The 24,811-nt window shown below is 50.5% G+C and carries 24 protein-coding genes and 1 tRNA gene; 11 read left to right on the top strand and 14 right to left on the bottom strand.

Annotated elements, in window-relative coordinates:
- Positions 1-79 precede the first annotated feature (79 nt).
- Positions 80-1,234 (top strand): acyltransferase family protein, encoded by a 1,155-nt coding sequence (locus tag ACO0LF_RS12810; protein ID WP_423014454.1) that lies wholly within the window; start codon positions 80-82, stop codon positions 1,232-1,234.
- Here the strand turns inward: ACO0LF_RS12810 and ACO0LF_RS12805 are convergent.
- From ACO0LF_RS12805 to yjgA, 5 genes are read right to left on the bottom strand one after another with little or no spacing between them, the layout of a single operon-like run.
- A complete protein-coding gene (locus ACO0LF_RS12805) occupies positions 1,229-1,930 on the bottom strand; it encodes a phytanoyl-CoA dioxygenase family protein (RefSeq protein WP_423014453.1) in 702 nt (233 codons plus the stop codon). The genes ACO0LF_RS12810 and ACO0LF_RS12805 overlap by 6 nt on opposite strands.
- Positions 1,930-2,604, bottom strand: coding sequence for an alpha/beta hydrolase (locus ACO0LF_RS12800; protein WP_423014452.1), 675 nt, complete (start codon positions 2,602-2,604; stop codon positions 1,930-1,932). Before ACO0LF_RS12800 ends, ACO0LF_RS12805 begins: the two co-directional genes overlap by 1 nt.
- Positions 2,601-3,143 carry a metal-dependent hydrolase gene (locus tag ACO0LF_RS12795; protein WP_423014451.1) on the bottom strand — a complete coding sequence of 181 codons (543 nt, stop codon included), beginning with the start codon at positions 3,141-3,143 and terminating at the stop codon, positions 2,601-2,603. Before ACO0LF_RS12795 ends, ACO0LF_RS12800 begins: the two co-directional genes overlap by 4 nt.
- A gap of 19 nt (positions 3,144-3,162) precedes the next feature.
- On the bottom strand, positions 3,163-3,813 hold the full coding sequence (gene mog / locus ACO0LF_RS12790) for a molybdopterin adenylyltransferase (protein ID WP_423014450.1): 651 nt from the start codon (positions 3,811-3,813) through the stop codon (positions 3,163-3,165).
- A complete protein-coding gene (gene yjgA, locus ACO0LF_RS12785) occupies positions 3,794-4,408 on the bottom strand; it encodes a ribosome biogenesis factor YjgA (RefSeq protein WP_423014449.1) in 615 nt (204 codons plus the stop codon). The genes mog and yjgA overlap by 20 nt, the downstream gene beginning before the upstream one ends.
- Positions 4,409-4,585: 177 nt before the next feature.
- On the opposite strand from yjgA, the gene pmbA reads away from it, so the two are divergent.
- Positions 4,586-5,938, top strand: a complete 1,353-nt coding sequence (gene pmbA / locus ACO0LF_RS12780) for a metalloprotease PmbA (RefSeq protein WP_423014448.1) — start codon at positions 4,586-4,588, stop codon at positions 5,936-5,938.
- A 70-nt stretch (positions 5,939-6,008) separates the two neighbouring features.
- Here the strand turns inward: pmbA and ACO0LF_RS12775 are convergent, their stop codons facing one another.
- The 6 genes from ACO0LF_RS12775 to argH all read right to left on the bottom strand — a co-directional run bounded on the left by ACO0LF_RS12775 (position 6,009) and on the right by argH (position 12,266).
- Positions 6,009-6,722 carry an ABC transporter ATP-binding protein gene (locus tag ACO0LF_RS12775; protein WP_423014447.1) on the bottom strand — a complete coding sequence of 238 codons (714 nt, stop codon included), beginning with the start codon at positions 6,720-6,722 and terminating at the stop codon, positions 6,009-6,011.
- Positions 6,719-7,480 (bottom strand): ABC transporter ATP-binding protein, encoded by a 762-nt coding sequence (locus ACO0LF_RS12770; protein ID WP_422952067.1) that lies wholly within the window; start codon positions 7,478-7,480, stop codon positions 6,719-6,721. The genes ACO0LF_RS12775 and ACO0LF_RS12770 overlap by 4 nt, the downstream gene beginning before the upstream one ends.
- The gene (locus ACO0LF_RS12765) at positions 7,481-8,359 is read right to left on the bottom strand and encodes a branched-chain amino acid ABC transporter permease (protein WP_423014446.1); all 879 of its coding nucleotides are present in this window, start codon (positions 8,357-8,359) and stop codon (positions 7,481-7,483) included.
- Positions 8,360-8,363: 4 nt separating this feature from the next.
- Positions 8,364-9,245, bottom strand: coding sequence for a branched-chain amino acid ABC transporter permease (locus ACO0LF_RS12760; protein WP_423004063.1), 882 nt, complete (start codon positions 9,243-9,245; stop codon positions 8,364-8,366).
- 153 nt (positions 9,246-9,398) lie between these two features.
- Positions 9,399-10,547 (bottom strand): ABC transporter substrate-binding protein, encoded by a 1,149-nt coding sequence (locus ACO0LF_RS12755; RefSeq protein WP_423014445.1) that lies wholly within the window; start codon positions 10,545-10,547, stop codon positions 9,399-9,401.
- A 324-nt stretch (positions 10,548-10,871) separates the two neighbouring features.
- Positions 10,872-12,266, bottom strand: coding sequence for an argininosuccinate lyase (argH, locus tag ACO0LF_RS12750; protein ID WP_423014444.1), 1,395 nt, complete (start codon positions 12,264-12,266; stop codon positions 10,872-10,874).
- 129 nt (positions 12,267-12,395) lie between these two features.
- On the opposite strand from argH, the gene ACO0LF_RS12745 reads away from it, so the two are divergent.
- Together ACO0LF_RS12745 and ACO0LF_RS12740 are read left to right on the top strand one after the other, a co-directional pair.
- Entirely contained in the window at positions 12,396-13,433 is a 1,038-nt protein-coding gene (locus ACO0LF_RS12745; RefSeq protein ID WP_423014443.1) for a sensor histidine kinase, read from the top strand.
- On the top strand, positions 13,430-14,230 hold the full coding sequence (locus ACO0LF_RS12740; protein ID WP_423014442.1) for a LytR/AlgR family response regulator transcription factor: 801 nt from the start codon (positions 13,430-13,432) through the stop codon (positions 14,228-14,230). The genes ACO0LF_RS12745 and ACO0LF_RS12740 overlap by 4 nt, the downstream gene beginning before the upstream one ends.
- 39 nt (positions 14,231-14,269) lie before the next feature.
- On the opposite strand, the gene ACO0LF_RS12735 is transcribed toward ACO0LF_RS12740, so the two are convergent.
- Positions 14,270-14,545, bottom strand: a complete 276-nt coding sequence (locus ACO0LF_RS12735; protein ID WP_423014441.1) for a hypothetical protein — start codon at positions 14,543-14,545, stop codon at positions 14,270-14,272.
- 80 nt (positions 14,546-14,625) lie between these two features.
- Positions 14,626-14,702 (bottom strand) — tRNA-Met (locus tag ACO0LF_RS12730).
- A 243-nt stretch (positions 14,703-14,945) separates the two neighbouring features.
- Here ACO0LF_RS12730 and ppnN point away from each other — a divergent pair.
- Complete coding sequence (gene ppnN / locus ACO0LF_RS12725) at positions 14,946-16,316, top strand: nucleotide 5'-monophosphate nucleosidase PpnN (RefSeq protein WP_423014440.1); 1,371 nt, start codon at positions 14,946-14,948, stop codon at positions 16,314-16,316.
- A gap of 65 nt (positions 16,317-16,381) precedes the next feature.
- Positions 16,382-17,338: a chemotaxis protein gene (locus ACO0LF_RS12720; protein WP_423014439.1), complete on the top strand. Its 957-nt coding sequence runs from the start codon at positions 16,382-16,384 to the stop codon at positions 17,336-17,338.
- 98 nt (positions 17,339-17,436) lie between these two features.
- Here the strand turns inward: ACO0LF_RS12720 and ACO0LF_RS12715 are convergent, their stop codons facing one another.
- The gene (locus tag ACO0LF_RS12715) at positions 17,437-17,889 is read right to left on the bottom strand and encodes a hypothetical protein (protein ID WP_423014438.1); all 453 of its coding nucleotides are present in this window, start codon (positions 17,887-17,889) and stop codon (positions 17,437-17,439) included.
- A gap of 180 nt (positions 17,890-18,069) precedes the next feature.
- Between ACO0LF_RS12715 and ACO0LF_RS12710 the strand changes: the two genes are divergently transcribed.
- The 5 genes from ACO0LF_RS12710 to ACO0LF_RS12690 all read left to right on the top strand — a co-directional run bounded on the left by ACO0LF_RS12710 (position 18,070) and on the right by ACO0LF_RS12690 (position 24,707).
- Positions 18,070-20,013 (top strand): CocE/NonD family hydrolase, encoded by a 1,944-nt coding sequence (locus ACO0LF_RS12710; RefSeq protein ID WP_423014437.1) that lies wholly within the window; start codon positions 18,070-18,072, stop codon positions 20,011-20,013.
- Between the two features lie 25 nt (positions 20,014-20,038).
- Positions 20,039-22,090, top strand: a complete 2,052-nt coding sequence (locus tag ACO0LF_RS12705) for a M13 family metallopeptidase (RefSeq protein ID WP_423014436.1) — start codon at positions 20,039-20,041, stop codon at positions 22,088-22,090.
- Between the two features lie 151 nt (positions 22,091-22,241).
- Positions 22,242-23,372: a quinolinate synthase NadA gene (nadA, locus tag ACO0LF_RS12700; RefSeq protein ID WP_423014435.1), complete on the top strand. Its 1,131-nt coding sequence runs from the start codon at positions 22,242-22,244 to the stop codon at positions 23,370-23,372.
- Positions 23,373-23,415: 43 nt separating this feature from the next.
- On the top strand, positions 23,416-24,282 hold the full coding sequence (nadC, locus tag ACO0LF_RS12695) for a carboxylating nicotinate-nucleotide diphosphorylase (RefSeq protein WP_423014434.1): 867 nt from the start codon (positions 23,416-23,418) through the stop codon (positions 24,280-24,282).
- 20 nt (positions 24,283-24,302) lie between these two features.
- On the top strand, positions 24,303-24,707 hold the full coding sequence (locus tag ACO0LF_RS12690) for a pentapeptide repeat-containing protein (protein ID WP_423014433.1): 405 nt from the start codon (positions 24,303-24,305) through the stop codon (positions 24,705-24,707).
- The last annotated feature ends 104 nt before the right edge of the window (positions 24,708-24,811 follow it).

Raw genomic sequence — 24,811 nt, 5'->3', positions numbered from 1 at the left:
ACAGGATGGGCAAATCTGGCTGTCAGCTGGAGATGTCCCTGTACAAATCGATCTGGAAGTATTAAAAGAGTTTGCCTGAATGCGTTTGTCTGCCTGTATAGCTAGCCGCGACAATAATCTGAATTTGTTCCGCATAGTCGCGGCACTGGCCGTATTGTTCGGCCATAGCTTTGCCTTGCTGGCTCAGCCCGAGCCTTGGGGTGTACTGACTGGTATGACGCCGGGCTCGGTCGCCGTTGATGTATTTTTTATCGTCAGCGGCATGCTGGTGACTGCCAGTCTGATGAGCAGGCAAAGCGTGATCGATTATGTCTGCGCACGGGTATTGCGGATTTTTCCGGCGCTGACAGTCATGTTGTTGCTGACGGTATTTGTGCTGGGACCTTGCTTCACTAGCTTGTCCCTGTATGACTATTTTTCAACTGCAAAGACATGGCAATATCTGCTCAAGTGCGGCAGTTTGTTATTTGGTATGGCCTATAAATTGCCCGGTGTCTTTGCGCATAATCCTTATCCAGATGCAGTCAACGGTTCACTCTGGACCATGCCAAATGAGATCAAGATGTATTTGCTCTTATTGGTGTTTTGGTGTGGCCTGGCATTCTCGCAGAAAAAACGCTTGCAGATTTTAAAGTATCTGCTGCCTGCGCTGACTTTGTTGGCTGGGGTGTTGGTGTTTGTGCGTCATTTTTATTTGCATGATGATAGCCAGTTTACCCGTTTGCTCTTCATGTTCTTTTCGGGTGCCAGCCTGTTTGTATTGAAAGAAAAGCTGGTATTGGCAAGGCTTTTTTTCTATCCCTTGCTGGCCTTGGTATTGCTGGCAGCCTTCATCGATAAATCTGTCTTCTTCACCATCTATACCCTGGCGATTGCTTATCTGGTGGTCTGCTTTGCCTATTTGCCCGCAGGATGGATAAGGCGTTACAACGCCCTGGGTGATTATTCTTATGGAGTCTATATCTATGCTTTTCCAGTGCAACAGGCAATTGCTGCTTTGTTTCCTGGTATCGCGGTGTGGAGCATGGTGCTGGTCTCGGCTTTTGTGACGATGTCACTGGCCATATTCTCCTGGCACAGGATAGAAAAACCAGCCCTGGCTTTGAAGTCAGCTACAGTGATGCGCTTGCAGGCCTATTTGCCGCGACTGCTGCCAAGGCGCACGCCAGGATACAGTGCGGTGGTGGCTTGCACGCATTGCGGTGCTGCTACATCCTGCGCCTGTCGTTCATGAGTTGCGCTCAACTTCTGCCCACTGCAAAGGTGGTGGAAGCATACCAGCACTGAATTCCAGGTGCAAAACCCGGCGTTGAGTGGCGAGTCTTGCCTTGTCGGACGCATGGAGTAATAGGGGCTTCATCAATAAGATATCACCCGCGCGCATGACACAGGTCTCATGCCTGGATGTCTGGCTGATATGCTGGATTTGAGCCTCACTAAGCTTGCCTGCATTGTGGCTGCCGGCGATGACTTTCAGGGCTGCATTATCAACACCGGCATCATCAAGGGCGATGCGGCATGTCAGCATGGTTTCCAGTATTGCTGCCGGCGGCTCAACATGATGGACATTTTTCTTGTAAGTCCATTTGCTATAAGCCGGGAGTTCGGCTTTTTGGTCGACGCAAATCGTCATATCCTGATGCCAGGGCACCAGCCAATTATGATCAGCATTTTTATTGAAAAAGATACTGCGTACTGGCTGTGCTTGCACCATATCCACGGCGCTCAATAGTGCCTGCAATTTGCCCCAGTTTAATGCATGGTGTATGGCAGGGTAACTGTGCAGGACCTGGCGCACGCCATATTGATCAGCGATGGGCTGGCAGGCTTGCTGCAATTGCGTGAGTTCAGATTGCTCAAGAAAATTGGGTAAAACGACAAAACCCTGGCTTGCCAGGGTTACTGCGATATTTTGAGCTAGGTGATTCATTAAGCCTGCAAGACTTTTTTCAGCCACAGGCTGATGTCATCCACTTCTTCAGGGCAGACAGAATGCGGCATTATGTATTCATGCCATTCCACTTGATAACCCAGTTCTTTCAGCAGATCGCGTGATTGCTCGGCACGCTGTATCTGGATGACGTTGTCGCCACGGCCATGGGCCTGGAAGATGGGGGTATCCTGGTTTGCCGCATGGCGTTCTTCTGTAATCACATCACGCAAGGGTACATAGCCAGACAGGCACAGCAAGCCAGCCAGTTTTTCGTGATAACGCAGGCCAGTTTGCAAAGTCATGGCGCAGCCTTGTGAGAAGCCAGCCAGGATGATGCGCTCAGACGGGATGCCACGTGCATTTTCGCGAGCGATCAATTGCTCTATGCGTTTTTGTGACAGGCGCAAGCCAGACTCATCTTCACGCTTGGCGATGTCTGCACCCAGAATATCGTACCAGGAGCGCATGACATAGCCACCGTTGATCGTCACGGGCATGGTCGGTGCATTCGGGAAGACAAAACGTATACCAGGGTTGCCACGCAAATCCAGTTCTCTGACGATGGGGACAAAATCATTCGCATCCGCACCCAGGCCATGCATCCAGATGATGGCAACAGTGGGATTCGGTGCGCTTTCCAGTTCTACGGTTTCTAAAATATCTTGTGTCATGATGATTTTCGGGAAGATGAAAAATAAGCTGCCAGTCTGGCCGACAGCAATAGCAGGCCACAGGGTAGCCAGACGGTCAGTAGTTCAGATTGTATTACACGCCAGCCACGCGCTGTCAGAAAGCGATTTACGCCTATCGGCGATACTTCAATGAATTTCCAGGGGAAGAAATAGCGCTCTTCCGTCAGCGGCCAGAAAAATTCCACGCCTTGCCCACCTGTAGTCAGTGCATCCAGCAGGCCATGTGAAATGGTGGCGAAGGCAATGAACAGCCAGCAAACCAGTGCAGAACTGCGCAGGCGCGCATGAAAAATACTGGCCAGACTGGCAATCAACATGGCAAACACGATGGAGTGGCTAAAACCACGGTGACCAAAGGCAGATTCGTAAGCAATACCAAGCTTGAAGGCAATGACATCAAGATCAGGCAGGATCGCCGCCAGCATGCCAGTTAACACCAGAGGCCAGGGCAGGCGTTTTTGCCCCAATATCAGGCCCAGAGTCAGCGGTACTACAGGATGCGTCAGTATGGTTGCCATCGTTGTCGATGTTTGCCGTTCAGGCAGATGGAGTCTTGGCGCGTATGGCGTTTTTAGGACGGAATGCCTTGCAGATGCTGTCATCCGTTTCTATGTGCGGGCCACCTATCAAGTCTATGCAATAGGGTACAGCGGCAAAAATCCCGGCGACGATTTGCTTGCCTTCAGCATCCTTCAAGCCTTCCAGAGTTTCCTTGATGGATTTGGGCTGGCCTGGCAGGTTCAGGATCAAGGCAGCATGCTCAGCTGTCTCGCGTATCACTGCCACCTGACGTGACAGGATGGCTGTTGGCACAAATTGCAGGCTGATCTGGCGCATTTGCTCGCCAAAACCTGGCATTTCCTTGGTGGCGACTGCGAGTGTCGCTTCGGGCGTGACATCGCGCCTGGAAGGGCCGGTGCCTCCAGTAGTAATCACGAGATGACATTGATCTTCATCTACCAGGGCAATCAAAGCCTGTTCTATGGCCGCGCGTTCATCGGGGATCAGGCGTGTCACCATCTCCCATGGGCTAGAGAGAGCTTTGCCAAACCATTCCTGCAAGGCGGGCAAGCCCTGGTCCTGATAAATGCCAGCAGAGGCGCGGTCTGATATCGATACCAGGCCTATCTTGAGTTTTTCGCCATCAGTGCTGGTCATTTGCTCAGACTCACTTGTCATCGAACTCATCGTCTTCTTCATCCAGATCTGCATCATCTGCTTCGTCAGCATTGGCAGCAGCTTTGGATTTTTGCAAATCCTTCAAAATCTGGAAGATTTCACGATAAGCTTTAGGCGGCTTGTTTTCAGCCTGCTCTTTGCGGGCATTGCGTATCATGGTGCGCAATTGCTGTACGTCGAGCTGTGGATGTTCTGCCATCAATTCTGTCAGCGCATTATCGTCTGCCAGCAATTTGTCGCGGCGACGTTCCAGTGCATGCATGGCGGCAGTTTCAGACTTGGAAGCACCTTTCCAGCTGTCTATGGTTTTCTGGATCAGGGCAATTTCTTCCTCATCCAGGGTACGCATTTTCTTGCCTACATATTGCATCTGGCGACGGCGGCCTTCATGATCCTTGATTTGCTGGCAAATCAGGATGGCTTCGCGCACATCTTCTGGCATGGGTACACGTTTGACACGTTCACGCGCCTGTTCGACCAATTCCTGCCCCAATTTCTGCAAGGCGGTCATTTCACGCTTCAGTTGGGATTTTGATGGACGGTCGTATTCTGGTTCGAACTCACTGGACTGATAGCCGCATGAGCCGCGATTTGGATTTGGCATAATTCTGCGCCTTTACTATTAACTTAATGAAACGGCTGCTATGATACCCTTTTTAGCTTAGGATTACCTAAAATCAAGCCTGGATTACACGCATTTAGATGTGAATCAAGGTAAATAGTTAGGATATTTCCCTTTGGCCATTTTGCCTTTTTGTATCGACATACATAGACCCCACTCATGAGCAAACCAGTTTTTACCCATAGCCAGGACCAGTTAAAGCAAATCGCGCAGGATATGTTGCGTTTCGCCCGCGAAAAAGGGGCATCGGATGCGGCCGTTGAGATCAGTGAAGGTGGTGGCCTGTCCATCAGCGTACGCAAGGGCAAAGTCGAGACCATAGAGCAAAATCGTGACAAGGGCATAGGTATTACGGTGTATATCGGTCAACGCCGCGGCAATGCCAGTACCTCGGACTTCTCCGAGCAAGCCCTGCGTGACTCAGTTGATGCAGCCTACAATATTGCCCGTTTTACAGCAGAAGATGACTGCGCTGGTCTGCCAGAAGCTGATTTGCTGGAAATGGCACCGCGTGATCTCAAGCTGTGTTATCCATGGCTGGTCACTGCAGAAGAAGCCATAGAACTGGCAAAACGCACAGAGGCAGCCGCTTTTGCTGTTGACAAGCGCATCACCAATAGCGAAGGTGCCAGCGTACATGCCCAGCAGTCGCATTTTGTGGCTGCCAATTCACGTGGTTTCATGGGTGGCTACCCGATTTCCCGCCATACCATCTCGGTAGCACCTATTGCTGGCAAGGGTGCAAAAATGCAAAGAGACGATTGGTATTCTTCTCAACGCAGTGCTAAAAAACTGGCAAATCCAGAAGCCATAGGTCGTTATGCTGCCGAGCGTGCCTTGGCCAAGCTGAATGCGCGCCAGCTGGATACCCGCAAATGCCCGGTCTTGTTTGAAGCGCCACTGGCTGCCGGTTTGCTGGGCGCACTGGTACAGGCAACCTCTGGTGGTGCTTTGTACCGCAAATCGACTTTCCTGCTGGATTCGCTGGGCACACAGATTTTCCCATCCCATATACAAGTAGTAGAAGACCCGCATGTCATCGGCGCTGTTGGTTCTTCACCATTTGATGATGAAGGTGTAAAAACCCAAAAGCGCAATGTCGTTACTGACGGTGTCTTGCAAGGCTATTTCCTGTCCACTTATTCCGCCCGCAAACTGGGCATGAAAACGACGGGCAATGCCGGTGGCTCGCATAATCTGTCATTGACATCCAGCCTGACCAAGCGTGCAGATAATTTTGTTGGCATGCTCAAAAAAATGGGTACGGGCTTGCTGGTGACGGAATTAATGGGACAAGGTGTCAATTATGTGACGGGTGATTATTCACGCGGTGCATCTGGTTACTGGGTGGAAAATGGCGTGATTCAATACGCTGTGGAAGAAATCACGATTGCCGGCAATATGCGTGAAATGTTCCAGCAAATTGTCGCTATTGGTAATGACAGCCTGGTGCGTGGCACCAAAGAAACCGGCTCCATCCTCATAGAGAGCATGACGATTGCAGGTAGCTAGTCTTTACTGAGATTGTTGCGTTAGCAATGAGTATTGCAAAAAAAAGACCATCTATATGATGGTCTTTTTTTTATGCACCCAGGTAAGCTTCTATAACCTTCGGATTGCTGAGCAGGTTGGCCCCTGTGTCGCTGAGAACGATATTGCCATTTTCCAGCACGTAGCCATGCTTGGCGATTTTCAGCGCCTGCCTGACGTTTTGCTCCACCAGCAGGATACTGAGGCCAGTCGCATTGATTTCTTTCAGGATGCGGAAAATCTCTTGTACCACCAATGGTGCCAGCCCCATGGAAGGTTCATCCAGTAGCAGCACTTTTGGTTTCGCCATCAAAGCACGGCCTATGGCCAGCATTTGCTGCTCACCGCCGGACAAATTGCCCGCCAGGCCAGTTGCACGGTTTTTCAATACAGGGAAGAGGGTATATATCCATTCCATGTCCTGTCCTATCTGTGTCTTGTCCTTGCGGGTATAGGCACCGAGCTCCAGATTTTCCCTGACCGTGAGGGTGGTCAGTATGGCGCGACCTTCTGCCACCTGTACCACACCTTTTTGCACGATATGGTGCGGCGATGTCTGGCTGATTTCTTCATCTTCCAGGAAGATTTTGCCAGATGCTGATTTCAGCAAGCCAGAAATCGCCAGCAGGGTTGTGCTTTTCCCCGCACCGTTGGCGCCGACAAGGGCGGTGATTTCACCTGCATTGATGGCCAGGCTGATACCTTTGACGGCTGCGACATGACCATACATGACATGCAAGTCCTGGACGCGCAAGATTTGATTCATTCTGCGTCCTCCTTGCCGAGGTAAGCTTCAATCACATCCGGGTTATTGCGCACTTCTTCGGGTGTGCCTTCTGCAATGATCTTGCCAAAATTGAGTACGGCGATGCGGTCGCATAATTCCATCACAAATCGCATGTCGTGTTCTATCATGAAAATCGAAAAACCGCGGTTACGTATATTGACGATTTCTGCCATCAGTTCAGTTTTCTCTGCCGGGTTCATGCCTGCTACAGGTTCATCCAGCAACAGCAGTTTGGGCTGGGTGGCCAGGGCGCGGGCAAATTCCAGTTTGCGTTGCTCACCATATGATAGATTGTCTGCCAGCATATGCGCTTTATGGTCCAGCCTGACCCATGACAGTAATTCATGCGCACGTTCCTTGGCTTTTCTTTCTGCGTCTTTATAGGCGCCCAGATTGAACAGCATGCTGGCTACGCCATAGTCGAGATGATCATGCATACCTACCACGACGTTTTCCAGCAGGCTCATCTCCTTGAAAATACGGATGTTCTGGAATGTGCGGGCAACGCCCAGTTGCGTGATTTTGTGGCTGGCGACCGTAGTCAGATCATGGTTATTGAAGCGCAACTCGCCACTGCTGGGGCGCAACAGGCCGGTAATCAGGTTGACGATGGTGGTTTTTCCAGCTCCATTGGGGCCAATTAAACCATAGATACTGCCTTGCGGCATGGTAAAGCTGACATCCTGCAATACCCGCAGGCCGCCAAAATTTTTACTGACAGAACGTAATTCCAGCATTTAGCTAACCTTTCCGGAGCTTGACGATGTTAACTTTTTGCGAAAGTTTCTGATTCTTGCCGGGTCCCAGATACCTTTAGGTAAATACAGGATGACCAGTATCAAGATCAAACCGTTGGCTGCCAGACGGAAGTCTTTGAGGGAGTGCATGAATTCTGGCAAAAGAGTCAGGCTGCTGCTGCCTATCAACGGGCCTATCAGGTTGCTGGTGCCACCAAACACGGCCATCGTCAATATATCCACTGCATTTTCAAATGCATAGTTGCCTGGCCCTATCGTAAAGGTATAGTGCGCGTTCAGACCACCAGCAATGCCCGCAATGGATGCACCCAGGACAAAGGCCAGCAATTTGTAGCCGCCGACATTGACACCCATGAGGCGGGCGGCAATCTCATCTTCCTTGATTGCTTCAAAGGCACGGCCTGTCTTGGAGCGCCGCATCCTCGCAAGGATGAACAATATGGCTGCCAGCAAGAGTACGATATGCCACCATTCAGTTTTTTGTGGAATACCATTCAGGCCCATGGGGCCGCCGGTAATTTCCATATTCAAAACGACGACACGTACCACTTCACCAAAGCCCAGTGTTGCCATGGCCAGGTAAACACCAGACAGACGCAGCGTTGGTATGCCTATGATCAGCGCAACAATCGCTGGCATGATGGCACCCGCCAGCAAAGCCAGCGGGAAGGGTAATGCCGTCTGCATACTGATCATGGAAGCGGTATAGGCACCGATGCCCATGAATGCCGCATTCGCCAGTGACAGCAAGCCGCAAGACAAGGTCAGGTAAATCGAAAGAGCCAGCATGGCATTGATGCCTATGCCAAAAATGACTGTGCTATAAATAGCCCAAAAACTATCCCACCATTCAAGCATATTCTTACGCCTTTCTTTCCAGTACTCTGCCGAACATGCCGGAAGGGCGTACCAGCAAGATAATAAACAGCAAACCAAAAGCCACTGCATCGCGGAAATCGCTGGATATATAAGCGACGCTCATCACTTCAGCAAAGCCCAGGAACAGGCCACCTATCATGGCGCCGCGTATATCGCCCATGCCACCCAGAATAATCACGGCTATGCCTTTATGTAGCATGGGTTGCCCCATGAAGGGCGAGATCGCATTGAACGACAGGCCGACCAGTACACCGGCAGCGCCACCCAGTGCGGCTGCGGCAAACGAAGTCAGGAAGAACAGGCCCTCGACATTGATACCGAGCAGGTAGGCGGCTTTAGGCGATTCTGCAATCGCCCGCAAGGCACGACCAATCTGTGTGCGGCGCATGACTTGCAGCAGCACCAGCATGAGGACAAAGGCAATCACAACTATCGCCAGTTGCACCGCCGTCAGATGCAAATTGCCAAGGCTGAAGCTTTCTTCCGGGATGGTGCCAAAGGGGAAACGCTTGTTTTCTGCACCAAAAATCCCCTGGGATATATTGGTGATCATGATCGCCACGCCTATGGTGGCGATCATCGGTGCCAGATGCGGTGCATTGCGCTTACGTAAAGGGCGCAAGACCAGGAAATCGACGACCACGCCCAGCAACCCGCAAGCCAGCATGGACAGCAACATCGCCATCCACAAAGACATCTGGAAAGAACTGACCAATAGCAGGGCCATGTAGCTGCCCAGCATGAAGATGGCACCGTGAGATAAATTGATGACGCCAAGGACGCCGAACACCAGCGTGAATCCCAGGGCAAAAAGCGCATATACGCTGCCCAGGGTCAGGGCGTTAATGAGTTGTTGTGCCAGCATGGGTATCCAGATGATGGGGATTGCTTGGGATTACTTGGGTCACATGTGCTGATGCGAAAAGCCCTCAGCACATGTGATGGAAATCAATTCATCCCGGAATGAAATTCATGATACGCCTGCCCCCGGTTTTTTAGTCGCGGGCAGGCCAGGCATTTATTTCAGCAAGACAAATTTGCCGCCTTTGGCAATATTCACGATGGCATCTTGCTGCGCATCATAGCCAGCTTCCTTGCCATCCTTGGCGGCGGCGCGGCGGAATGCGAATTTGCCGGTTGCACCTTCAATTTTCACGGCAGGCAAGGCATCGCGCAATGCCAGGCGATCTTTGTCCAGGCTGCCAGTGATGCTGACTTTTTTGAGTGCTTCGGCGACGATGTGCATGGCATCAAATGCCTGTGCCGCAAACTGATCAGGGTCGGCACCAAATTTTGCCTTGTAGTCAGCCATGAAGCTCTTGTTGGCAGCGGACTGGTTTTCAGCAGACCATGGGCTGCCCATCAGGGTATTGTCGGCAGCGTCTTTGGCGATTTCAAACAATTTTGGTGAGTTGAAGCCATTGCCGCCTACGAATGGCTGCTTCATGCCCAGGGAGCGGGTTTGCAGGATGATATTCGCTGCTTCTTCTGCCAGGCAGGAGCAAACGATAGCGTCTGGATTGGAGGCCTTGATCTTGGTCAGTTGTGCCTTGAAATCTACGTCGCCCTTGGCGTAAGTTTCCGTATCAGTGACTGGAATTTTTTGTTCAGCCAGCGCGCTTTTGAAAACATCGTAACCGCTCTTGGTGAAAGCATCATCGTTGCCGTACAGGATGGCGACTTTCTTGATATTGAATTGCTTGACTGCTGCGCGCGTGGTGACTGGCAATACGTCAGCTTCCATGACGGAATTGCGGAAAGTGAATGGCCCCATATTGGTGATGCCATCAGCAGTGTTGCTGGTGCCAAATACGACAGTCTTGGTGGCATTGGCGATGGGGGCCGCGGCAAAAGCAGAGTTCGACAGGGTGGGGCCGAAGATCATCAATACTTTTTCCTGGAACAGTAATTTCTTGAAGACATTGATGGCTTCTTCTTTTTTGCCCTGTTCATCCTCAGCGACCAATTGTATTTTGTTGCCGTTTACACCGCCCTTGGCATTGATCTGCTCTGCAGCCAGGGTGAAACCGTTTTTGATGGCGACGCCATATTTGGCCGCAGGGCCGGTCAAGGCTTCAGCAACACCAATTTTGATATCAGCAGCCTGGTTCAATGTGGAATAGGCCAGCAGTGTGGCAGCGGCTAACAATTTAAGACGGTAGGACATTGTGTTCTCCTGAAAAATACATTATGGCTTTTGTGGCCCGCAACATGGATCAGAGATGTGTCTGAGTTGTGTTCATTGCTGTAAAAAGCAGGCTGCAAAATTTATTAGATATTTATTGTCACGGAGGATTGTATGGGCTCGCAACCCCAGCAGCAATAAAACGCCATGCTGCGATGCAATATTGATTACTTAAGTAGTACTACTTAAGTCTGTGATTTCAAGATCTGGGAATGTAGTGCTGACGAATGAAAACATGCCAGCACCTGCTATTGCAAGTGGACTGGCATGATACCTTGACTCAGGCGAAAACTGTTGTTTGTGGTGTTATTGCAGTTGCTTGCGCAAGCGGGCAATCGCTGCTTTAACCTGATTTGGTGCTGTGCCACCGATGTGGTCGCGAGCGGCAACTGAGCCTTCCAGTGTCAGGACATGGAACACGTCTTCATTGATGAGGCTGGAGAAAGCACGCAATTCTTCCAGCGACATATCACTGAGGTCGCAAGCCTTGTCGACGCAAGTGCGTACTGCCAGTGCCACGGCTTCATGGGCATCGCGGAAAGGCAAGCCTTTCTTGACCAGGTAATCAGCCAGATCGGTCGCTGTTGCATAACCCTGCAAGGCAGCGGCACGCATGGCTTCTGGTTTGACCGTAATACCGCCGGCCATGTCGGCAAAAATACGCAGGGTGTCGATAACGGTGTCCACTGTATCAAACAAGGGTTCTTTATCTTCCTGATTATCCTTGTTGTAAGCCAGTGGCTGGCCTTTCATCAGGGTCAAGAGCGCAATCAGATGACCATTCACGCGGCCAGTCTTGCCACGCGCCAGTTCTGGTACGTCAGGGTTTTTCTTTTGCGGCATGATGGAAGAGCCTGTGCAAAAGCGGTCAGCGATATCGATGAAGCCGACACGCGGGCTCATCCAGATCACCAGTTCTTCTGACATGCGCGAGATATGCGTCATCACCAGTGCAGCGGCAGCACAGAATTCAATGGCAAAGTCGCGGTCAGAGACAGCATCGAGGGAGTTATAGCAAACCTCGTCAAAGCCTAAAGTCCTGGCGACACGTTCACGGTCGATCGGGAAGGTGGTGCCAGCCAGAGCAGCTGCACCAAGTGGCAGGCGGTTAACGCGCTTGCGGCAATCCTGCATGCGTTCTGCATCGCGGCCAAACATTTCTACATAGGCAAGAACATGGTGGCCAAAGGTGATAGGCTGGGCCACTTGCATATGGGTAAAGCCGGGCAGGATGGTGTCAGCATTTTTTTCTGCCAGATCCAGCAGGGCCAGGCGGAAGTCTTGCAGCAAGCCGAGGATATTGTCGATGGCACTACGCATGTACAAACGTATATCAGTGGCAACCTGGTCATTGCGTGAGCGGCCAGTGTGCAGGCGTTTGCCAGCATCACCTACCAGCTCGGTCAGGCGTTTTTCTATATTCAGATGCACATCTTCCAGATCCAGCAACCATACAAACTTGCCACTGTCGATTTCAGACTTGATTTGCGTCATGCCACGTTGTATGTCGACATAATCCTGGGCTGTGATAATGTTTTGTGCCTGCAGCATTTCAGCATGAGCCAGGGAGCCTTGAATATCAAAGGCAGCCATGCGATTGTCGAAGAAAACCGAGGCAGTGTAGCGCTTGACCAGATCAGAAACAGGTTCAGAGAAACGGGCAGACCATGCCTCGCTTTTTTTATTGAATTGTGATGTCATAGTGAATTGTTGCCATATTGGCTGCATTTGCGAGAGAATTTCCTTGATTATCCCAGATTTCGAAGCCGCCTAGCGTGAATTGAATATCAAAGGCTCATCCAGGCCCTTAACCATAAAGATAGTGCAGGCATGAATAAAGATAAAAAAGACAGTATCAGCGAGCCATTGATACCGGATTGCTGCAATCTGGGCGTGTTTTCACGCATCCTGATCAGCGTCAATGTACTCGGTTTGCTGGCACTGTGGTCGCGTGGTGACGAGTGGCGACTGGTCTTGCAGAATTTCCTGGAAAGCGCGATGGTATTGGAGTCCATATGCCTGTTATCTCTGATGCTCTTATGTGGCACGCGCAGGCTGGCCATGCGTTTTCCCATGTCGGGCTGGTTCCAGCGCTCACTATGTTGCATGTTACCAACGGCGGTAGCCAGCCTGGTCATCTTGTATTTGCGCAGGCAAGACTGGTTTGAGGCTGGATTTCCCAGACTTAATCCTTTTTTTGTGGTGGCCTCTGCAGGCATCCTGGGGCTGGTATGTCAGCAATATTTTGAATTGCGTACCAGGGCTTTTTCACCGGCATTGGGAGAGGCCAGACTGCAAGCCTTGCAGGCGAGGATACGCCCGCATTTTTTGTTCAATAGCCTCAATACTGCCTTGTCCCTGATACGCACAGAGCCACGCAGGGCAGAAATGGTGCTGGAGGACCTGGCTGATTTATTCCGGGTTTTGATGCGCGACACGCGCAATGTCACCAGCTTGCAGGATGAAATACGCCTATGCGAACAGTATCTGGCGATAGAGAAAATACGTCTGGGGGAGCGCTTGCAAGTGGTCTGGAATAAGGAGAAAATTTCGGCCAGCGAGTTGAATGAGATAGAAATCCCATCCTTGCTATTGCAACCCCTGCTCGAGAATGCGGTGCATTATGGCGTAGAGCCTTCAGTGCATGCGGCTACCATTACGGTAGAGTTAAAGCGTCAGCTGGACAAGGTCGAAATCCGTATTTGCAACCCATATCATGAGCAAGCCAGTATGGTTTCTGGTAATCAGATGGCTTTGGAAAATATACGTCAGCGACTAAGTTTGCTTTATGATATTGAAGCGCACATACAATATGGCGTAGTAGGCACCTCCTTTGAGGTTAAATTGCAGTTCCCGGCTAAAAGATGATGACACCAAGAATACTGATCGTTGATGATGAAGCACCTGCAAGAATAAGGCTGAAGACGCTACTGACTGATGTTCAGGCTGAATGTGCAGTGACACTGGTTGGTGAGGCGGAGAATGCCATGCAGGCACTGGAGCAAATCGCTAGCCTGCGTCCGGATATTATCTTGTTGGACGTGCAGATGCCTGGCATGAATGGCATAGAGCTGGCGCAGCATCTTGCGCATCACCAGGCGCATTTGGCCACACCGGCGATTATTTTTGTCACGGCCTATGATGAATTTGCTGTCAAGGCTTTCGAAGTCCATGCCCTGGATTATTTGATGAAACCAGTCAGGGCCAGCCGCCTGGTGGACGCGGTGACGCGCGCCTGTGAAAAACTGCGACTGGAACATCGCCTGCCTGACACCATCGCCACAGATGCTACCGGCGTCAGGCGTAAGCACTTTTCTGTGTTGGAGAGGGGGCGGATTTTACTGGTGCCAGTCACAGATGTGCTCTTCCTGAAGGCTGAGCAAAAATATGTGACGCTGCATACTGCACAGCGTGAATATTTGCTGGAAGAGTCCTTGACTTCGATAGAGCTGGAACTAGGAGATTTGTTGGTCAGGGTACATAGAAATGCCCTGGTTGCACGCGTAGCCATTCATGGTGTGGAAAGGGCGGTGCAAGTCGTGGATGCCGAGAGCAGTCAGGAAAAAGTATCTGAGTCCTGGCAAGTCATCGTCACTGGCTGTACCGAGCGCTTGCCTATCTCACGCAGACAATGGCCGGTCATCAAGGCCATGGTCAGGGTTTGAACATTTGTGTAGGGTATGAAGCCCGGGGTCTGGTTTAGCTTAGCGCCAGACCGGTAGACCGGTCAAATCAGTATTTTCATCCTGTATCCAGGCTGGCAGGCCGGTGCGGTCAGTTGGCCCCAGAGTGTCGAGCAACTCTAGCTGCTCTTGTTTTTTGCCGCGCTGACGCTGTGCTGGCTTGACTGGTTTTCTGACGTCAGGCAATAAAGATGCAGGTGCGCCGAAGCCGGGCAATTCCAGGGTGGCGTGATCTTTGTTGTCTTTCATCAGTGTATAGGTAGTTGGTAGTGGCGATGTTTGTACAAATGGCGACAATAATAATCTCTGGCAAGCACTTGCCAGAGAAGATAATTGTGCTCGGTAAATTTGTGCGAAAAGCACCAGAACAAAAACTTTGGTTGCGGGGGCAGGATTTGAACCTACGACCTTCGGGTTATGAGCCCGACGAGCTGCCAGACTGCTCCACCCCGCGTCTGAAGGAGGCGAATTGTACATGGCCGACGCCATAGTTACAATCATTTATAGAAATATTTTTTCTCGGGCTTAAAATCCAGTATTTGCAGAAGGGTGCAATTTGCCATTCTTCACAATACAAATGCAGAAAATAATGCCACAGCTGCAATCCACAGAATAAATTGCATGCATAATGGAAGTACAGTATGGCCATGGGTCAGCAGCAGGCCAAAGATCATTTTTCAGGAGCGAAAAAGCAGTTATGGAATTCGAAGTCATCGATACACAAATTTCACCAGAAGGCCGTATGGAAGTTTTGTCCAAGGCCGAGGTTGCTCAGTTGCTGGACAATAGTCATGGCGGCCTGTACCAGGTGTTTCGCAGTTGCGCATTGGCTGTCTTGAATTGCGGCAGTGGTCTTGACGACGGCAAGGAATTGCTGGAGCGGTACAAGGGCTTTGACATCAGCATCATCCAGCGTGAGCGTGGTATCAAGCTTGATGTCAAGGGCGCACCTGCCAGTGCCTTTGTAGATGGCGTCATGATCAAGGGCATACAAGAACATTTGTTTGCGGTCTTGCGCGACATCTTGTTCATCAAGGCGGCTATCGAAGATGATCGCAAGTTTGATTTGAACACCACTGAAGGCATCAGTGATGCTGTATTCCACGTCATGCGCAATGCCAATTTGCTCAAGCCGCAAGTCAATCCCAATATGGTGGTGTGCTGGGGTGGCCATTCCATCTCCAGTGATGAATACGATTACACCAAGCATGTAGGCTATCAACTGGGTTTGCGTGGCATGGATATCTGCACGGGTTGCGGCCCTGGTGCCATGAAAGGTCCGATGAAGGGGGCCACCATAGGCCATGCCAAGCAAAGGATTACGACTGGTCGCTACCTCGGTATTACTGAGCCAGGCATTATTGCGGCTGAAGCGCCTAATCCCATCGTCAATGACCTGGTTATCCTGCCAGACATAGAAAAGCGCCTGGAAGCCTTTGTACGCATGGGCCATGCCGTGATTGTCTTCCCAGGTGGCGCTGGTACGGCGGAAGAGATTCTTTATCTGTTGGGCATTTTGCTGCACCCAGACAATGCTGATCTGCCTTTCCCGCTGATTTTCACTGGACCAGAGGGCGCGGCTGATTATTTCCGCCAGATAGACCAGTTTATTGGCTTTACCCTGGGGCCAAAGGCGCAGCAGAGTTATCAAATCATCGTCAATGACCCAGTCAGGGTGGCGCAGGAAGTGCATGCAGGCATCAAAAAAGTGCGAGAATTCCGCAAAGCCAAGGGGGATGCCTATTATTTCAACTGGTTATTGAAGATAGATGCAGAATTCCAGAAGCCTTTTGAACCTAACCACGAAAACATGCGTAACCTGGCTTTGCATAAGAATCAGGAAACCCACTTGCTGGCAGCCAACCTGCGCCGTGCCTTTTCCGGTGTGGTCGCTGGCAACGTGAAAAACCAGGGCATACGGGCCATAGAAAAGCATGGACATTTTGAAATTCGCGGCGATAGTGAAATAATGGCATCAATGGATACCTTGCTGGCATCTTTTGTTGCTCAAAATCGCATGAAATTACCCGGTAAAGCTTATACCCCTTGCTACCGTGTTATAAAGTAATTGTGTTGCAGTAAAACAGTAGGATAATGGTGTAATCCTGTTCCATCACTATGAGGAAAACAGACATGAGTTCCGTACAGCAAGAAGTCGACGAACGTACCAACCTGACTGCGTCCAACAAGTTTGAGTTATTGCTTTTCCGTTTGGGGACCGATGGAAACAGTGACAGGTCAGAATTGTTTGGCATCAATGTTTTCAAGGTGCGAGAGATAGTGGCCATGCCCACCATTACCGGCATGGCTGGCGCAATGCCTCATATGCTGGGGGTGGTGAATTTGCGTGGGCAGATTATTCCTGTCATTGATCTGCCCTCTGTGGTTGGGCTCAAACCCAAGACCGGCTTGAATATCATGCTGGTCACTGAATATGCGCGTACTACTCAGGGTTTTGCGGTCGAATCGGTGGAAGAAATCGTGCGCCTTGACTGGAGTCAGGTCTTGTCCGCTGAAAACAGTGCCGCCGGAGGAATGGTCACCAGTATTGCCCGTCTGGACGGCGATACTGAAGATACACGCCTGGCCCAGGTACTTGACGTTGAGCAGATTTTGCGTCAAATCACCCCTTCAGACACCAAGGATGTCGATCCTGAAACCATAGGTGCCAAACTCAAAATGCAAGCCGGAGCATCCATTCTGGCAGCAGATGACTCTGCGGTGGCCCGTGGCTTGATAGAGCAAGCCCTGACTGCCATGGGGGCACAGTACATCATGACAAAGACGGGTAAGGAAGCCTGGGAAAAGCTGCAATCACTGGCAGCGGCAGCGCAGGCAGAAGGCAAGGGCGTGCGCGACAAGGTGGCGATGGTGCTGACGGATCTGGAAATGCCCGAAATGGATGGCTTTACCCTGACACGCAAGATCAAGCAGGATGACAGGTTCAAATTCTTGCCTGTGGTGATACATTCATCTTTGTCCGGCGCAACCAATGAAGATCATATCAAAACCGTAGGTGCAGATGCCTATGTGGCCAAATTTGTTGCTGAAGAACTGGCGGCGACTATACGGAATGTATTGTCAAAATAAATTCTTTCCGTAAAGTATTAAAAAGGGTGCAATTAGTGAAATAATTGCACCCTTTTTGTATCTGGAATGAATAAGAATTACATGGAGTTGACTCGGGATCAGCGGCTTTGGGCTGGGACGCGTTGCCAACCGCCGGGGCAGGCTTTAATTGCCGGATAAAACCCGTCAGGCTGGTGACAGTACAGCCAATCTCTGCCAGTTGTGCTTTGCTGGCGAGGGTAGTTCTGACTGGCATTATTATTGTCTTCTACATAGCCTTGCTGGTAAGTATCAACATAGACAGTATTGCTTGTACTGGTCACTGGGACGGTATAAGTCACGCTGGGGGCAATGACGACACTGGGGTAATAGCGCCAGGAGTAATCATAAGGATAATAACTGGCAGCATAGCCATACCTGTTGCCATAGTGAAAATAAAGTGGCGGGATGGCCACACCTATGCTGACCCTGGAGTGAGTACGGTATCCATGGGGGCGTGCAAATACGGCGGTGCTGGAAGTGCTTAATGTAAACAGGAACAACATGACGGCAAATATTTTGTATGGTTTCATGATAATCCGGCAACGAGTTCTTTACTTGACTGGGATTTATCAGTTTAGGTCGAAATCTGGAAACTTATCTGGATAATTTCACTCTTTATCAATGGCGAGGCAGGCGCTGCTGACCCATTTGCGTAGCAAAACCTATGGACTTAGTCTGGCAGTCTTATAAAAAAGGAAATGATGAAATTCATGATGAAAAAATGTGCAGCCTTATGCGCTCTTGCCCTAATGGTAAGCCTGCCCGTCCACGCTGCTGAAGCGGCCATGGCGGATGCTCCTGAGCCTGCGAAACCGACCATACGCGAACAATACACCAAGTACGAATACCAAATCCCCATGCGTGATGGCACACGCTTGTTCACGATTGTGTACGTTCCCAAGGATGGCAGTAAGTCTTACCCTTTCCTGATGAGCCGCTCCCCTTATGGCAGTGGCGTCCACGATGGTGGGGAGTCGCACTATGGCGTGGATTTTTACCCTCAATACTTGGGACCATCAAAGGAGTTTGATCAAAGCGGCTACATTTTCGTGAAGCAGGACGTACGCGGCCGCTATATGTCTGAAGGCACCTGGCAAGAAATGACGCCGCATATCAAGGCGAACAGGCGGTCAGGCGAGGGCGTGGAAAGCCAGGACATGTATGACACCGTAGAATGGCTATTGAAAAACGTCAAAGGCAATAATGGCAAAGTCGGCATCTGGGGAATTTCTTACCCCGGCTTTTATACCTCGGCCAGCATCATTGATTCTCATCCGGCGATCAAGGCAGCATCACCCCAGGCACCAGTGACTGATTTATTCATGGGGGACGATTCCTATCACGGCGGGGCCTTCATGCTGGCCGCCAATTTTGGATTTTTTTCCAATTTTACTCTGGAAAAAAATCCCACCACCTTGCCTAAGCGCTGGGAAGAGTTTGATTTTGGCACTTCGGATGGCTACCAGTATTTTCTCAAGCATATGAGCTTGAAAAATATTACGGCACAGCTGTCAGACAAGCAGCGTGAAGTACTGATGCCGACAATAGAGCATAGTACTTATGATGATTTCTGGAAGAGCCGGAATATTGCTGCCCATTTGAAAAACATCAAGGCGGCTGTGCTGACCGTAGGCGGCTGGTATGATGCTGAAGACCCGCAAGGCCCATTCACAACCTATCACAGTATCAAAAACAATAATAAGGGCTATTACAATGGCCTGGTCATGGGGCCTTGGTCGCACGGAGGCTGGGCTGGTGCCGAGGGCAAGTCCATAGGCAATGTCAGCTTTGATAGCAAGACCGGTGATTACTATCGCAAGAATATTGTTTTTCCTTTCTTTGAACAGCATTTGAAAGGGGCAACTGGCAAGGCCTTGCCGGAAGTGACCGTGTTTGAAACGGGTACCAATGTCTGGCGTGAATATACTAGCTGGCCGCCACAGCAGGCACAAAAGCGTACGCTGTATTTTGGCAATGATGGCAGCCTGAGCTGGAAAGAACCGCAGACAGAATTCAATACTTTTGATGAGTACGTCAGCGACCCTAAAAAACCAGTACCTTTTATTTCTTACACCTCTACAGGTGTGCCGCGCGAATATGTCGTCTCCGACCAGCGCTTTGCCTCTACACGCCCAGATGTATTGGTCTACCAGACAGAGCCACTGGCAGAAGATGTGACCATTGTTGGGCCGGTTAATCCCAAATTATTTGTGTCTACTTCAGGCACGGACGCGGATTGGGTCGTCAAACTGATCGATGTATACCCATCGACTTACCCGGAAAAACCGGCAGCGCAGGCGCGTGGCACTGACGTGCAGCCGCCTTCCGTTGCCATGGCAGGTTACCAGCAACTGGTCAGGGGCGAGCCTTTGCGCGGCAAATTCCGCAATAGCTTTGAAACCCCCGAGCCCTTCGTGCCAGGCAAAGTAGCAGCCATCAGCTATAACATGCCGGATATCCAGCACACCTTCCGCCGTGGTCATCGCATCATGGTGCAAGTGCAAAGCAGCTGGTTCCCGCTGGTGGATTTGAACCCACAAAAATTCATGGATATTCCTAAAGCTAATCCTGAAGATTTCCAGAAAGCCACGCAAAGAGTGTATCGCTCACCCGGACAATATTCAGGTATAGCGGTGCAGGTATTGCCACAATAAATTTAAAAAAACAGGGAAATAAAAAATGCAAACAAAAAATATCTTCAAACGCAGCCTGCTGGCCAGTTTGGTTGGCCTGGCATGCATGGGCAATGCAGTGATGGCGCAAACAGCGACATCAAATCAACTGGTGCTGGAATCCATGACCATGGATAAAAAAGCCGACCCCTGTACAGACTTCTTTCAGTATTCAAACGGCGAATGGTTGAAAGCGAATCCCATTCCTTCAGATCGTGCGCGTTACAGCGCCTACGATGAAGTGACTGAACGAAATCTGGCTGCATTAAAACTGCTAGCTGAGACGGCAGCAAAAGGTGATGGCAAGAGCAAGGCAGCGCAACTGGTAGGGGCGTTTTATGCCAGCGGCATGAATGAAGCGCAGATAGAAAAAGAAGGTATCAAACCGCTGGAACCACAGTTCGCGCAAATCAGTGGCATCAAGGATAGTACGCAGTTGTTGGCCGTGATTGCCAGCTTGCACAAGCAAGGCGTCTCACCCTTATTTGGTTTTGCAGTAGATCAGGACGCTAAAAATACTACGCGTTACATCCCGCAAATCATGCAGGGTGGCCTGGGCTTGCCTGACCGCGATTATTATTTGAAGACTGATGCCAAGACCAAGGATATTCGTGACAAGTATGTCGCCTATGTCACTCAAATTTTTACTTTGCTCGGTGATGCACCAGACCAGGCAAAACAAAATGCTGCAGTGGTCATGACACTGGAGACACGCTTGGCCAAGGCATCCTTGACCAAGGTGGAATTGCGCGACCCGCAAGCCAGTTACCACTTGTCTGATTTGAATGCCTTGCAAAAGACAGACAATAAAACTGCCTGGGCGACTTATTTTAGTGAGCTGGGCCTGGCGCAACCTGGTCAATTCAATCTTGCTCATCCCAAGTTCATTGCAGAAGCAGGGCGCATGCTCAATGCCGTCAGCCTCGATCAATGGAAGACATATTTGCGCTGGCAACTGGCCAACGCACGTGCCAGGGATTTGAGCTCTGCCTTTGTTAATGCCAACTTTGATTTCTATGGCAAAACACTGGCAGGCACCAAGGAATTGCAACCACGCTGGAAGCGCGTCCTGGGCTCTATCGATGCCATGGCAGGTGAAGCCATGGGTGAGCTGTATGTCGCCAAATTCTTTGGCCCTGAAGCCAAAGCCGGTGTGCTGGAAATGGTGGATAACATCAAACTGGCCATGCGTGAAAGTATAGGCAAGCTGGAATGGATGTCGGATACCACCAAGCAACAAGCTTATAAAAAACTCGACACTATCCTGGTAAAAATTGGTTACCCCGATGTCTGGCGTGATTACAGCAGCCTGCAAATCGATACTGGCCCTTATGCAGCGAACATGGCACGCGCCGCTGAGTTTGAATTCAAGCGCAATCTGGCCAAGCTGGGCAAACCCATAGACAGGAATGAATGGGGTATGACGCCACAAACCGTGAATGCCTACTACAACCCCACCATGAATGAAATGGTGTTCCCGGCAGGCATACTGCAACCGCCTCTATATCATGTGAACGCGGATCCGGCGGCCAACTACGGCAATACCGGTGCAACAATTGGTCATGAACTGACCCATGCCTTTGATGATGAAGGCCGTCAATATGATGCCGAAGGCAATCTGAAAAGCTGGTGGACCAAATCAGATGAGAAAAAATTCCTGGTCCGTGTCAAAGCCATAGAAAAGCAGTTTGACGAATTCAATCCTATCGATAAATTGCACATCAACGGCAAGCTGACTGCGGGTGAAAATATTGCCGATCTGGGTGGTATGAAGATAGCCCTGCAAGCGCTGCACAAATCACTGGAGCGCAAGCCCCAGGCCAAGGAAATTGATGGCTTGACGGTTGATCAGCGCTTCTTTGTCGCCAATGCGCAAAGCTTCCGCAGTCTTATCCGTGATGAGATGTTGCGTATGAAACTGGCAACTGACCCTCACTCACCAGACAAATACCGTGTCATTGCGCCATTGGCAAATATGACGGAATTTTCTGATGCTTTCCAGTGCAAGGGGGAGCGTTCACCTCTGCGTCCAATGACGACCCGGGTAAATATCTGGTAACAGCGTATACTATGGCCTGAAATGCAGTAGAGACTGCAGGTTGGGGTGATGCTGGATGTAAATCTGGCAACCCCATGCCTGCCAAATATTTCTTGTCATCAGAGTGCATGCCTGCATGTGTACTCTATGCACTCCAGATATGTAGGGCTATATGGAAACCAAAGTTGTCGAATTTGAACTCCCACAGATGGAAGTGGGCAGTAGTTGTACCGCTAATGCGTGGGCACGCATCCCGGATGCGCCTTCAGCGATGGAAAAACTGGAGCTTAAAGCCAGAATACGCCAGCTCTTGAAAGAAAAGCAGGCTGTACTGGTAGCACATTATTATGTCGATGCCGAATTGCAGGACCTGGCAGAAGAAACCGGTGGCTGCGTTTCTGACTCGCTGGAAATGGCAAGGTTTGGCCGAGATCATCCCGCCAAGACTCTGGTCGTCGCCGGAGTGAAATTCATGGGCGAAACCGCCAAAATACTAAGCCCCGAAAAAACCATTTTAATGCCCGACCTGGATGCGACCTGCTCGCTGGACCTGGGTTGCCCGGCAGATGAGTTTGCGGCGTTCTGCGATGCCCATCCCGACCGCACCGTCGTCGTCTATGCCAATACCAGCGCAGCCGTCAAGGCGCGTGCTGACTGGATGGTGACCTCCAGCATAGGCCTGGACATCGTTGCTCACCTGCATGCACAAGGCAAAAAAATACTCTGGGCCCCGGATAAACATCTGGGTGGTTATATCCAGAAGCAGACAGGTGCAGACATGTTGCTGTGGCAGGGTTCCTGCCTGGTGCATGATGAATTCAAGGGCATAGAGCTGGATGTGCTCAAGGCAGAGTATCCTCATGCCAAAATCCTGGTTCATCCTGAGTCCCCGGCTGCTGTCGTCGCACTGGCCGATGTGGTCGGTTCGACTTCGCAAATGATCCTTGCAGCACAGACGCTGGATGCAGATGAGTTCATCGTCGCCACTGACAATGGCATCCTGCACAAAATGCAAATGGCAGCACCAACCAAGCGTTTCATCGTTGCTCCAACAGCGGGTAATAGCGCGACTTGCAAGAGCTGTGCACATTGCCCCTGGATGGCGATGAATGGCTTGCGCAATCTGATGCAGGTACTTGAGAACGGCAATAATGAAATTCAGGTTGACCCGGCAGTAGGGCAAAAAGCCAAGGTTTGCATAGACCGCATGCTGGATTTCGCTGCGGCCAAAAAAGCCAATGTACGTCCATCCGGTGATCTGGCTAAAGAAGCCAAATTGTTCTCCGGCATAGGCCCGGCCTGAATGCTGCGCAAGCCCCATACAATTACACTGAGGTTATCTGGACATGTCTGGTAATTTAAAGAATACGCATTTCCCTTTTGATGCAGATTTACAAAAAGCATTTGAACGTAATATCAGCGATGCGCTGGCCGAAGATGTCGGCGCTGCTGACCTGACAGGCTTGCTGGTGCCTGCCGATGAAGTCGTGCAGGCACAAGTCATCGTGCGTGAAGATGCTGTTCTGTGTGGTGCTCCATGGTTTGACGCCGTGATGACAGCACTGGATGCAAGCATAGAAGTAGACTGGCAATATGCCGAGGGTGAACGGATGAAGGCAAACACCGTCGTCTGCAAAATCAAGGCACCAGCCCGGGCCTTGCTGACAGCCGAACGTGCCGCGCTGAATTTCCTGCAATTATTATCTGCAGTGGCTACAGCCACCAGCAAATATGTCGCCATCATTGCTGGCACAAAAGCCGCAATACTCGACACCCGCAAAACCTTGCCTGGCATGCGCCTGGCACAAAAATATGCGGTGCGTGTAGGCGGTGGCATGAACCAGCGCCTGGCCTTGTACGATGGCATCCTTATCAAGGAAAACCATATCGCAGCAGCAGGTGGCGTGGCTGAAGCCATGCAAAAAGCCCTGAGCCTGAATGCTGGTGTGACTATACAAATAGAGGTGGAAACCCTGGACCAATTGCAGACTGCACTGAATGCTGGTGCGACTTCAATTTTGCTGGACAACTTCAACATCACCATGATGCGCGAAGCAGTGGCCATCACCGCTGGCCGAGCCTTGCTGGAAGCCTCTGGCGGTATAGACCATGCATCGGTGAGAGCAATTGCCGAGACTGGTGTGGACAGGATATCCATAGGCAGCCTGACCAAGGATATCAAGGCGACGGATTATTCTTTGCGGATAGTTTAAGCGACGTCGCAAACAGATACATGCTATTCGAAAATCAAGATTTTTCATCCGGGCTGAAGCAAGCAGGCAGTCTGGATGAACATATTTTTCGGTATTGCGAATTTGCAGGTATGCAAATTGAAGGTGGTAACTTCACTTCGACTTTTCTGGCATGTTGCTTTACAGATTGTGAGTGGTATTGGGGATTATTCAATACTGCGATCTTCGTTGATGTGAAATTTTTAAATTGCACTTTTCTAGGAACTGGATTTTCTGGCGTCAGGTTTATTAACTGCGAATTTGAAAATTGCAGTTTCTTGAAAGATAATCTTGGCGGTAAATGCGCGTTCAATGAGGTAAGTTGGTTTGCCTGCACGCAAAAGAATTGTAACGGGTTAGAGCAGGAGTTTCTGACAAGGGATAATAAGCAAAGTTATATCTCTTGAGATGGGATGGTGAATAGTATATGGTGATGTCAATGAAAAAGTTGACGTAGCCGTTGTAGAAATAATCAGAGGCGAGCAATTAAGCCGTTCGTCAGCGCGGCCGA

Origin of the sequence: Undibacterium sp. Di27W (assembly GCF_049340345.1) — a bacterium.
Classification (GTDB): domain Bacteria; phylum Pseudomonadota; class Gammaproteobacteria; order Burkholderiales; family Burkholderiaceae_D; genus Undibacterium.
The sequence above is the reverse complement of the archived record's forward strand: the minus strand, read 5'-3'. Positions and strand labels throughout refer to the sequence as shown.